Origin of the sequence: Bacillus sp. JJ1521 (assembly GCF_036965165.1) — a bacterium.
GTDB lineage: Bacteria > Bacillota > Bacilli > Bacillales > Bacillaceae_L > Ferdinandcohnia.
In genome coordinates this window covers 1-11,987 of record NZ_JBALOX010000256.1, presented here as the reverse complement: position 1 = coordinate 11,987, position 11,987 = coordinate 1, and the positions used below count along the sequence as shown (strand labels likewise).

The 11,987-nt window shown below is 38.3% G+C and carries 9 protein-coding genes; 3 read left to right on the top strand and 6 right to left on the bottom strand.

The window, feature by feature from the left end; translation table 11 throughout:
- Positions 1–193: 193 nt before the first annotated feature.
- On the top strand, positions 194–385 hold the full coding sequence (locus tag V7147_RS24120; protein ID WP_335370337.1) for an alpha/beta-type small acid-soluble spore protein: 192 nt from the start codon (positions 194–196) through the stop codon (positions 383–385).
- Positions 386–427: 42 nt separating this feature from the next.
- Here V7147_RS24120 and V7147_RS24115 read toward each other — a convergent pair whose 3' ends face one another.
- Positions 428–1,519: an anti-sigma factor domain-containing protein gene (locus V7147_RS24115; protein ID WP_335370336.1), complete on the bottom strand. Its 1,092-nt coding sequence runs from the start codon at positions 1,517–1,519 to the stop codon at positions 428–430.
- On the bottom strand, positions 1,516–2,268 hold the full coding sequence (gene sigI / locus V7147_RS24110; RefSeq protein ID WP_335370335.1) for an RNA polymerase sigma factor SigI: 753 nt from the start codon (positions 2,266–2,268) through the stop codon (positions 1,516–1,518). Before sigI ends, V7147_RS24115 begins: the two co-directional genes overlap by 4 nt.
- Positions 2,269–2,621: 353 nt before the next feature.
- Between sigI and V7147_RS24105 the strand changes: the two genes are divergently transcribed.
- A complete protein-coding gene (locus V7147_RS24105) occupies positions 2,622–3,536 on the top strand; it encodes a Ku protein (RefSeq protein WP_335370334.1) in 915 nt (304 codons plus the stop codon).
- Positions 3,537–3,764: 228 nt separating this feature from the next.
- Positions 3,765–5,597: a DNA ligase D gene (locus V7147_RS24100; protein ID WP_335370333.1), complete on the top strand. Its 1,833-nt coding sequence runs from the start codon at positions 3,765–3,767 to the stop codon at positions 5,595–5,597.
- A 329-nt stretch (positions 5,598–5,926) separates the two neighbouring features.
- On the opposite strand, the gene V7147_RS24095 is transcribed toward V7147_RS24100, so the two are convergent.
- From V7147_RS24095 to V7147_RS24080, 4 genes are all read right to left on the bottom strand, one after another.
- On the bottom strand, positions 5,927–8,995 hold the full coding sequence (locus tag V7147_RS24095; protein WP_335370332.1) for an efflux RND transporter permease subunit: 3,069 nt from the start codon (positions 8,993–8,995) through the stop codon (positions 5,927–5,929).
- Positions 8,996–9,121: 126 nt separating this feature from the next.
- Positions 9,122–10,015, bottom strand: a complete 894-nt coding sequence (locus V7147_RS24090; protein WP_335370331.1) for a glycine betaine ABC transporter substrate-binding protein — start codon at positions 10,013–10,015, stop codon at positions 9,122–9,124.
- A complete protein-coding gene (locus tag V7147_RS24085) occupies positions 10,015–10,863 on the bottom strand; it encodes an ABC transporter permease (RefSeq protein ID WP_335370330.1) in 849 nt (282 codons plus the stop codon). The genes V7147_RS24090 and V7147_RS24085 overlap by 1 nt, the downstream gene beginning before the upstream one ends.
- On the bottom strand, positions 10,864–11,987 hold a 1,124-nt coding region (locus V7147_RS24080), incomplete at its 5' end, for a quaternary amine ABC transporter ATP-binding protein (protein WP_335370329.1).

Here is an 11,987-nt window from a genome sequence, read left to right as displayed (position 1 = left end):
CGAGGTCATAAGCCAATCGCTTCGAAAGGTAAAAGGCATCTTCTGTCAGCGCTTGTCTTATGCTTGTCGCCGATAGAATGGCACCTTGCGCTTTTCTTTTAGTATGCATTTCCAGTATTGAAATTAATTATCTCCTTATACTAAAGATACAACGAATTATACGTTGTTCTATAATTATTAAGGAGTGAGATAAATGGCAAGAAGCAGTAATAAATTGCTTGTTCCTGGAATCGAACAGGCTTTAGATCAAATAAAATTTGAAATTGCCCAAGAATTTGGTGTTAAGCTTGGTTCAGATACAGCATCTCGATCAAATGGTTCGGTAGGTGGCGAAATTACGAAACGCCTAGTCGCACAAGCACAGTCCCAATTTAAAGGCGAATGAAACTTCATAAAATGGCAAAAAGCCGAGGTTGCCCCCTCGGCTTTAATTATTGTTCCCTTTATGGTTGTTGCCTTGATTGTTCTTTCCGTTATTTTCATGATTATTCTTTCCGTTATTGCCATTGTTTCCATGATTTTGGTTTTCTTTGTTTTGCCTTTTCTCTTCTTTTTTCCACTCTTTTTCTTCTTGCTTACGCTGCTTCTTTTCCCAATTTTCGTCCATTTTTTCGAACTTTTTTTCTTTAATATGGTCCGGCATATTGGAGTTTTCTATATTGTTTTTGACTTTATCTCTTATCTGTTCTTTTTTCTCTTTAAGCTCTTCTTGAACTTCTTCTGACCTTTGTTTGTGAGTATTTTTAAACTCGTTCATATCTTTCTGTTTGTCGGAGTTGTCCTGCTGGTTACTTTTATTTTTATCTTGTCCGGCAGGCTCAAGGTTTTTGTCTTCAACTGGTTTTGGAACCTTGTTTTCTTTAATCAGAAGTTTACCAGTGGAGATCCCCTTTTCTTTTGCAGCTTTTCTAGTTTCAACCGTACTTGTCACAGAGGTAACGGCGATTTGTTCTTTTCCGTATTCTTTTTTAATGTCTTCAATTCCTTGCTGAAGCTCTTGGTCCACCTTATTATTATGTGTATCTGCCACAACAGTTGTAATAAGGACCTGCTTACCATCTTCAAGATAGCCACTGTCTTTACTATGTTGAATGATTTTTTCTGTGATTGAATCTAGCGTGCTGTTTTTCCAATCTGGAATTGTTTCCTTTAATTTTTTTGCCTCATCATTTAAAGCTTCGAGACTCACAACGCGAAGGTTTTCATCTAGCCCCACCTCAAAGCTCGGGTTGATGTCAATGGACATGTAGGCATACACTTCATTACGCGATGAAAAAGGTATAAATAAAGATAATAATAAAATTGCAACTAAAGAGCTTGCAAGTGCGTAACGCCATTTCTTCACCTGAAAGAATCGTTGCTTAGAAGGATTGCTTACCCGTTCATTGATTGGAAAAAAAGTCATTTCCTCACCAATTTCATAGCCTTCCTTTGTATGTTTGGCTTTTACGAATTCACCTTCAGGGGTTAGCATCGTAATATATTCATCGTTCACATCCATAACGATCCCCTTTTTCAACTTTCGAGCACCCCTTTTAGATAATCTTTTAAATAGAGATAATCACCAGATAAAATGATGGCCATTGCAATAATGTACTTTCGATTTCTCTCAATCGTTTTACGACTGACAGTTACTTTCGATTCAAGATTCTTAATTGGAAGCTGTTTCTTATCAAACAGCGCACGTTTAAGTTCTTCATTTTCAACGACTGCCTTTGATACCATAATCGCATTCAGCCTCGCATCTGCGTGTTTAGGTGAAATTTCAAGCAACTCCTGAAATGATAAACCAAATTCCTGCAAAACTTTATGAAAATGGAGAATTTCTTCTTTTCTTTGTTCCTGCTCTACTTTCCTTTGGTAATCATCGACAGAGAGGTGAGCTTCAATTTTTGATTGTGCACTTTCCTCATCTGCTTCACCATTCGAGATAAAATTAATATTTCTTACTCTTGCTTCCTTACGGATGTAGTCAATCACCCGTCGTTTAATAAGAAGTTCACTAAAGGATAAAAAGGAGCTTCCCTTTTCCTTCGAGTACTTTTCCATAGCCTCATTAAATGCGATAAGTCCGATACTAAATTCATCATCTGATTCACTTATATATCGTTTACAAACAGCAGACACATTTTTTGCAATAAAGGGTTTATAGTCATCAATTAGTTTATTTTGTAGTTTTTGATTGCCATTTTGAATCTCGACAACGGTTTCTTCCAGAGTGCTTTTTCGTTTTCCAATTTTAAACAATAGACTCAGCACTGGTTTCACCTCAATTCTCTTTACTATCTGTTAATAGTAGCAAGAGGTGAAAGCAAGATTCAATAACAATTTTTCACATATAACGGTTAATGCTAAAAATATTACAAAAGCACTAATAAAAAGACTACTCTCTTATTGAAAACATGACAAGCGTTGTAACATACATTTCTTTTACGTTACATTCCAAACTTTGTTTGTAATGTTTGACTCATTTAAAGTTTACGTGAACAGTTTTCTTTTTGAGGGGGTAAATATAATTTTTACATATTATTTTTTCGTAATTTTCCTCAGGTTTATATTACCATCATTCCAGCGCCAGTTTAAGGAAACAATACTCATAAAAAAGGAGAGTAAGAAAACATATGCACACAATGTGGAAAGGCTCAATAAGCTTCGGTCTTGTAAATATTCCAATAAAGCTTTTTTCTGCGACTGAGGACAAAGACGTTAAGCTTCGGAATCTTCATATAGAATGCAATACACCCCTTCAATATGAAAAAATCTGTCCAAATTGCGAAAAAGATATAGGTAATGAGGATATCGTAAAAGGATATGAATATGTAAAAGGAAAATTTGTCATTTTAAGCGATGAGGAATTAAAAGAACTAAAGGACGAGCATGAGGATAAAAGTGTCGAAATTATTGATTTTGTAAAGCTTGAGGAAATCGACCCGATCTATTTTAGCCGTTCATATTTCATGGGACCTGGTGAAAATGGTAGTAAAGCCTACGCACTACTTCGCGAAGCCTTGCAAAAATCGGGTAAAATCGGAATTGCTGAAATTACAATACGTTCAAAACAACAAATGGCGATTATCCGCGTCTATAAAAACAGCCTTGTGATGGAAACGATCCATTATCCTGATGAGGTTCGCAATGTAGCAGAGGTTCCTGGCGTACCGGAAAATGTGAATATTAATGAAAAAGAGCTCGATACCGCCATTATGCTGATTGACCAGTTAACAACTGAATTTAATCCAGAAAAATATAAAGATGAGTACCGCACCGCCCTCATGGAGCTTATTGAATCAAAAATTAATAATAATGAAGGTACAACATCTAAGGAAGTTCCACGTACAAATGTTGTAGACTTAATGAGTGCCTTACAGGCAAGTATCGAACGGACAAAATCCAAGGAAACAGCTGCACCAAAGAAAGCAGCAGCTCCTAAAGGAAATACAAAACCGAAGGCGAAACAAGAAGCACCAACAGGAACAGAAACTGTCGCTTCTACAAAACCCAAAACAAGAACAACCCGCAAAAAAGTCGGCACGTAAAATAGGGCTCCTTTTTACCTTATTTAGGAGAGTTCACCCCTAAATAAGGTAAAAGCCTCTGGTGGATGCCACAATTTTTCAAAGGAAATTTTTCGAGCATAGGATTAAAGACTAAGAACGCCACATCATGTGAAAACGTCTTTATGCCCCACTTCCTGCGGGCATAAAAATTGGGCACAAATACACCAATGCGTTTTGATGAGTTGGAGCCCTTTAAGGAGTGATACGATGCTTAAACCAATGCTTCCAACCCTTATTTTTGAAGCACCCACTGGACCAAACTGGGTATACGAAATTAAATATGATGGTTTCCGGGCAATGCTGCATTGGGATAACAATCGTATCCAGTTGATCAGCAGGAACGGTAATCTTCTTAATGAGCAATTTCCGGAAATTATTAAACAATGTGAGGAGCTTTCGGATGTAATGCACCCGTACCTCCCACTTGTTTTCGATGGAGAGCTTTGCATATTAGAATCGCCTTTTAAAGCAAGTTTTGAGGAAATTCAGCAACGAGGTCGATTAAAAAGTGAGGCTAAAATTTTGCAAGCATCTACGGCAAAACCAGCTCAATATTTGGTTTTTGATTTATTGATGTTTGGTGCTAAGAATCTTATGGGACAAAGATTTCAAGACAGGAAAACTGATTTATATAAGCTTTTTGATGAGGTAGAACTTCCAAGAGTTATTGAACCAAATAATCAAGCGCTCATCCAATTAATTACATATGATCAAGATTTTAATTCAATTTGGACAAAAGCTATTCAATCAAACGCTGAAGGGATTATTGCAAAAAAGTTTGATAGTATATGGGATGAAGGCAAACGCACTACAAACTGGTACAAAATTAAAAATTGGCAGGTTGGTGCCTTTTTTATTCTGGGTTACGACAAAAAGAATGCATTTTTTCATGTTGGCGTTATTAGAAAGAATCGAGTATATGAGATTGGCTTGTTTTTACACGGCCTCTCTTCTGATGAGCGCCAGGCGCTTCTTGGGGTCATTCAAGCAAATGCAATTGAAGAAACGACAGGCTTTATTAAAGTAGAGCCTAGCATTTGTGTAGAGCTTTTTTATTTGGAATTGTATAAAGAGCAACTGCGGCAGCCTAGCTTTTCAAAATTCCGATTTGATGTCGACTGGCAGGACTGCACTTGGGAAAAACTCGTTCGGAATACACCGATTCTGCCCGAAGAGATTGAGATTACTCATCCCGACAAACCCCTTTGGAAAAATAAGTCCATAACCAAACTTGAGTACATCCACTATTTAGTTGAGGTTTCTCCCTATATGCTCCCATTTTTAAAGGATCGGTTATTAACGGTCATTCGTTATCCGCATGGAATGTACGGTGAAAAATTTTATCAAAAAAATTGCCCAGAATATGCGCCTGACTTTATCCAAACCTCGGTGTCAGATGGGATTGAATACATTGTTTGTAATGATATAAAAACTCTTACATGGTTGGGAAATCAATTAAGTTTCGAGTTTCATATCCCGTTTCAAACGATTTATTCAAAAGGACCATCTGAGATTGTTTTTGATTTGGATCCACCATCCCGAGATGCTTTTCCTTTGGCAAAAAAAGCAGCAACCATTTTAAAAGGAGTATTTGACGGTCTCAAATTAATTTCATTTGTAAAGACATCCGGTAATAAGGGCTTACAGATTTATATCCCACTTCCAGAAAACCGATTTACGTATGATGACACAAGACAATTCACGGAGTTTGTTGCCAACTATTTGATAACATTGGAGCCTAATCTTTTTACAATTGAGAGACTAAAAAAAAACCGGGGTAACCGATTGTATGTAGATTATGTGCAGCATGCTAAGGGCAAAACAATTGTTGCTCCATATTCGGTTCGCGGGAATGATGGGGCGTATGTTGCCACTCCGCTCTACTGGGATGAGATAACGGATGATTTGTCGATTGAAGATTTTCCTTTGGAGACAATCATCGAGCGAATCAATGAAAAAGGCTGCCCCTTCGCGCATTATTTTGAAGCGAAAGTTGAACAGCCATTTGAACCAGTGTTGGAGTTTTTGAGGAAGAAGTAGGTTGGCGCTAAGTAGGTGGAGCTAGAAAATGTACTAGAAACTATGATGGGATGAAGGATTTTTTTCATGTTCACTTCTTCAGAAAGTCCTTCATCCGGCTTATAAAGGACTTTCATGACCGAATTTCGTGAGTTTCCCATCCAAATGCCTTCATCTCGCTTATTTGGTTTAGGTATTTACAACTATATCCAAAAATTCATCATGTTAGCATTTTATCCCCTTGTTTTTTCTAACATTCCCCAAAGCCCACTGATATCAATCTCTGTTTTAATATTTTTTCAAATATGACAAAACCCTATCCAGTTTATACACATACTTATATCATAAACCTAATCCCCTTTAACCTTCCTCCTCAACTCCTTATCAAAAAAGGTATATACGATTGGGATGATAAATAATGTCAACAGGGTACTGCTTAATAGTCCTCCAATAACGGTTATCCCCATCGGTTGGTTAATTTCTGAGCCTTCGCCAATACCAAACGCAAGTGGTAACAAACCTAAGATGGTTGTCGAGGCTGTCATCATAACAGGGCGTGTACGATCTTTTACTGCCGTTACAATCGCTTCATAGGGACTCATACCGTCTTCTTTTTTCATATTTATATAATCCACAATCACAATTGCATTATTGACGACAATACCAGCAAGTACGATAATGCCGATGATTGCCGTAATTCCTATCGGTGTGTTTGTAAAATAAAGTCCGATTGCAACCCCAATAACCATTAATGGAACCGTAAACATGATCACAAATGGATATTTTAGTGATTCAAATTGTGCAGCCATCACGATGTAGATTAAGGTTAATGCTAGCACGAATGCTAAAAGCATTTGATCCAATGAGGATTCCAACAGTTCTTTGTCACCGCTGTAGACAATATCTGTTTCGTCGGAAAGCCCAAGTCCGGCCACTGTTTCATCTATCTTTTTCGAAATCGCACCAAGATTGGTTGTCGTTACGTATTTCACAGTAAATTGAACGGCAGGCTGTTGGTCGATTCTGTGAACAATTAATGGCCCCTCGCCGATTTCAATATCAGCAATCGTGTCTAAAGGCACTAATGTATTTGCGTTTGTTTTTAAAAGAAGTTCCCTCAAACCTACGATATTATTAGTGAAAACTCGGTTATAGACGACAATAACAGGGAAAATATTGTTTTCTTCGTCTGTTAGCTGAAGCGCCCTTGTTCCTCGTGTCACATCATTAACAGTTGATGCAATTTGTACAGGTGTAAGTCCCTCTTCAAACGCATTTTCTTTATCAATTGTAATTTGGAGTTCCTCTATTGTTTTCGAAACATCCGTTGAAACCTCTGTCACATCCTTTAACTTAACAAGTGAATCGGCTATTTTAACAACTGCTTCATCAAGACGCGCTTTATCAGTATCCTTCACATGGAACTGTAATGTGTTTGGTGTCGAACCTGAAGATGATTGGAGGTTGAATTTAACGACTGCCTCTGGATGAAGTTCAGTAACCGTAGTTTCAATCCTCGTCTTCGTATCGTCAACAAATTCAAAAGTTGAGCGCTCTCGTTCCTCAAAACCAACCATTTTTACATAAACTTCTGCTTCGTTGGAGCTCACTCCTCCTCTAAAGCTCTTTTCCTGAGTAGAGCCAATTAAGCTAACATATACATCGATATCGACCTCATCTTCTAGTTGCTTTTCAATTGCTGCGATTGTTTTTTGCGTTTCCTTTAGTGGTGTCCCATTTTCCAGCTTTATTTTAATTGTAAAAAAGCCTTCATCACTCTTTGGAATAAATTCAGTTCCTACCGTAAATAGCCCGAATATACTTACTCCAAACATTATTAGGGTAATCAATAACACAATAAAGCGATGTCTCAATGACCATCTTGTCGCATTTTCTAAAAACCGCATACCTTTTGATGTCTGACGTCTTCTTTCAAGGTTCTCATTAGGCATCTTTAAAAATCGACTCGCTAGCATCGGAACAACGGTTAGCGCGACAATAAGAGACGCAAATAAACTAAATGCAATCGTCAATGCAAACTCAGTAAATAACTCTCCGATTAAACCCGTAATAAAGACGACTGGTAAAAAAACGGCAACCGTTGTAAGGGTTGAGGCAATGATTGCTGTTCCAACCTCCTTTGTTCCCTCTTCAGCAGCTTGTTTTGAAACCTTCCCCATTGATAAATGGCGGTAGATGTTTTCGATTACGACAATTGAATTATCGACGAGCATCCCAATTCCAAGTGCAAGTCCACCTAATGTGAGGATATTTAACGAGAAATCTGAAAAATACATAAGCACAAAGGTCACAATGACCGAATATGGTATCGCGATGCCGATGATGAGTGGGCTCTTTACATTTTTAAGGAAGAAAAAGAGAACCATCATAGCAAATAACCCACCGAGCAGTAGTGTGCTTGTAATGTTTCCAATTGCTATTTTGATGTATTCCCCTTGGTCAAACAGAATATCTGCCTGGACATTTTTATATTTTTCCTGTGAAAGCTTTTTTTCTAATTCTTGTTGAAAGCCTTGGGATACATTCGCTGTATTAGCGTCCGATTCCTGAAGCACACTTACAAGCATGGCGGGCTCCTTGTTAGCCCGGGTGATCGTCTTCTGCAATTCCGGAACAATCTTAACCTCGGCCAAATCATCTAAAACCACTTTTTCACCTAGGATAGGATCAATTGTAATCGAAAGCTCCTCTAAATCTTCAATAGAATGTAAGCTACTAATAACTCTTGTAGTAAGCTCCCTCCCCTTAGATTCAATTGTATTACCAGGAAGCGAAACTGAATTGGCGCGCAAAATGGTAACAATATCAGCCTGTGTCAGAGCATATTCTTCCAATTTCTCTTGATCTAGTTCCACTATTATTTCCTCTGTCACGACTCCTGATAAATTCACATTAGCGACACCTTGGACTTTATTAAGCTCTGTTACCAGTCCATTGGCAAGCTCTTGAAGTCCTTTTTCATCCCCTTCCATACTTAGGGACAATTGAATGATCGGAAACTGTGACGGATCAAATTTTAAAAACCGAGGTGTCTCAGCATCGTCCGTAATTTGCGTTTGATTGATTCGGCTTAAAATGTCATTTTCAATCTCATCGATTGAGGTTGACCATGTAAACTGCAATAAAATAAACGATGCGCCTTCTTGGGAAGTGGAGGACATTGTTTTTAAGCCCGGCAATGTGGACAGGCTTTGTTCAAGTGGTTTTGTGACCTTTTCAGAGACTTCATTCGGGCTTGCCCCAAAATAGTTTGCTACAACGACACCTACCGGAGGATTGATATCAGGGATTAATTTTAATGGTATAAACATCAAGGATACAAACCCTAAAATTATGACTAAAAACATGGTAACCAATGTGAAAATTGGGCGTTTTATTGAAAATTTGCTTATGCTCATATAACAATTGCCTCATTTCAGGAAAAGTACTATATGATTGCCATTATACCCATTTTATAAAAAAAAACTGTACACTCATCGATTGAGTGTACAGCTCCTTACGTGTTAATTGAAAATTTCAAAAGTCTATTCTTTTAAGTCTTCGATTGAATCAATGTCCATATAAGTCGGTACAACTAAACCAATTTTTGTACCTTCAAGGTTTGCACCGAGGTCTTCGAATTTCCCATCATATTTTTCTACGTAATCAGCATGGGTAACTGGTAACCAGCCAGCAATGTGTGCATCAACTGATCCATCGGCTACACCAGTCCACATGGGTCCTGCTTCTACCTGACTCATTTTTACTTTATAACCTAAATCTGTTAATACTTTAGCAACAACATTTGTACTTGCTATTTCACTATCCCACGCGACATAAGCAAATTTTACTTCTTCACCATTTCCTTCTTGAACTCCTTCAGTCCATTCTGCCACTTTATCGGGATTCTCTTCAATCCATTTTGCAGCTGCTTCTTCGGGCTTTGTTCCTTCATTAATATCAACCATCACGCTCCCCATATCATCAGCAGTCCAATGGAATTGGTCTAGTAATGTATGAACCCCAGGAAGATCTTCTTTTAATCCAAGTCGTGCGATACTATGAATGTTTTCTTCTCCACCATATACTCCTTTTGGATCTTCAAGATATTTCAGATCAAAAGCAGAGAATTTCCAGTGTGGCGTCCAACCTGTAATGATAATCGGTTTTTCCTTGTCATATGCCTTTTTAAGTGCTGCTGTCATCGCTGCACCAGAACCTTCTACTAATGTCCAATCCTCAAGTCCGTACTCTTCAATTGCCGCACCTGTTGCCTTCATGATACCTGCACCCGGGTCAATTCCAACAATCTTATAATCGACACTTTCCCCTATCGAACCTGATGTTGTAGTTCCGGCTTTTTCAGAGTCTCCACTACATGCGGCAAGTCCAAATGTTAATCCAATTGCTAATGATGCTGTTAATACTTTTTTAAACATTATACAGTTCCCCCTTGTTTCTTTTTTCCTATATTTTGAGTAATCCGATCAAGAACGATTGCAACAATGACAATCGCAAGACCAGCTTCAAAACCAGTTCCTGTTTGTAGCTGTGTAACGGCTCGGTATACATCTGCTCCTAGTCCTGGCGCACCTACCATTGAGGCAATAACCACCATGGATAGTGCGAGCATGATGCTTTGGTTAATACCAGCCATGATTGTCGGCATTGCCAATGGAATCTGCACCTTTACAAGTCTTTGTTTAGTTGTTGATCCAAAAGCTTCGGTTGCTTCAATTAAATCCTTTGGCACCTGAGTGATTCCAAGTATCGTTAAGCGAATCGTTGGCGGCATTGCGAAAATGACTGATGCCACAACCCCTGGTACAACACCGATATTAAAGAAAAAGATGGCTGGTAATAAATAAACAAATGCCGGCATTGTTTGCATGAAATCAAGAATCGGAATGACGATATTACCCACTGTTTTACTTTGAGAAGCCCAAATTCCTAATGGAATCCCAACGATAACGGATATTCCGACAGAGGTTAACACAAGGGCAATCGTTTGAAGCATATTGTCCCAGTAACCTAAATTATCAATAAGCAGTAATCCAATTAAAGTAAAAAGAGCAATTTTCCAATTACAAATTTTCCAAGCTACTGCACCCAATATAACCGTTAATAAAATCGAAGGAATAAATCCTAATCCTAAAACAATTCCCTCTACAAATCCTTCTAGTCCAGTTGCAATACCTTCAAATAAAAATTCAAAGTTCGTAACTAACCAGTCTACAAATGTATCAATCCAGCTAGCTATTGGAAGCTTTGGTAATAAACCTTCCATTTATAACGCCTCCCTTTCATCACTTGGTGGGAGTTGTTCAGCCCCAAAGTCATTTATATAAGTGTCATTACCTGCAAGTGCGCCAATCACCGCGCCTCGAATGACAATTCCTTTTAGACGATTTTGTTCATCAACAACCGCAACAGGAATCGTCGCTTGTGATACATCATCGAATAAATCAACAAGTAATGTACCCGTTTCAACCGTTTTAAGTTTTGTTTCCATAACATCAGCTAATGTCAGACCCTGCTCAACCGCTTTTGATGCTTCTATTGCACTAACAGCACCTACTAGCTTGTTCTGCTTATCAACTACATAAACCGTTGATAAACCATGATCCTTCATAATTTTAAGAGCAAGTCTTGCTCCTTTATCAACCTGAACAGTCTCGGCACGTTTGACGATATGTCCGGCAGTTAGCACCTTCGATAAATCCACATCCTCCACAAATCTTTCTACATATTCATTGGATGGATTCATCAAAATTTCTTCAGGGGTTCCAATTTGGACGATATTTCCGTCCTTCATTAAGGCAATACGGTCGCCAATTCGTAATGCTTCATCAAGGTCATGTGTGATAAAAACGATCGTTTTTTCCATAGTGCCTTGTAATTCGACGAGTTCATCTTGCATGTCCTTACGAATCAATGGATCCAAGGCACTGAATGCTTCGTCCATTAATAAAATATCTGGGTCATTTGCGAGTGCTCTTGCTAATCCTACACGTTGCTGCATACCGCCGCTAAGTTGTTCGGGATATTGATTTTCATAGCCTTCAAGTCCAACTAGTTTAAGTGCCTCGAATGCTTTTTGTGAACGTTCTTCCTTGGCTACACCTTGGATCTCCAGGCCATATTCAGTGTTTTGAAGAACAGTTTTATGTGGAAATAAAGCGAAGCGTTGAAAGACCATACTCATTTTTTTCCGACGAACTTCACGAATTTCTTCCTTATTCATGGTTATAACATCTTTTCCATCGATAAAAATTTGTCCTGAAGTAGGTTCTATTAATCTATTTAAAAGACGTACTAATGTAGATTTCCCACTTCCAGATAAGCCCATGATGACAAATATTTCACCTGGATAAACCTCAAAACTCGCTTGATTCACACCCACAGTTGATC

Coding starts and splice junctions, on each gene's coding strand:
- V7147_RS24095 (WP_335370332.1), bottom strand. CDS start 8,995: ATGAGCATAAGCAAATTTTCAATAAAACGCCCAATTTTCACATTGGTT.
- V7147_RS24100 (WP_335370333.1), top strand. CDS start 3,765: ATGCTTAAACCAATGCTTCCAACCCTTATTTTTGAAGCACCCACTGGA.
- V7147_RS24090 (WP_335370331.1), bottom strand. CDS start 10,015: ATGTTTAAAAAAGTATTAACAGCATCATTAGCAATTGGATTAACATTT.
- V7147_RS24085 (WP_335370330.1), bottom strand. CDS start 10,863: ATGGAAGGTTTATTACCAAAGCTTCCAATAGCTAGCTGGATTGATACA.
- V7147_RS24105 (WP_335370334.1), top strand. CDS start 2,622: ATGCACACAATGTGGAAAGGCTCAATAAGCTTCGGTCTTGTAAATATT.
- V7147_RS24120 (WP_335370337.1), top strand. CDS start 194: ATGGCAAGAAGCAGTAATAAATTGCTTGTTCCTGGAATCGAACAGGCT.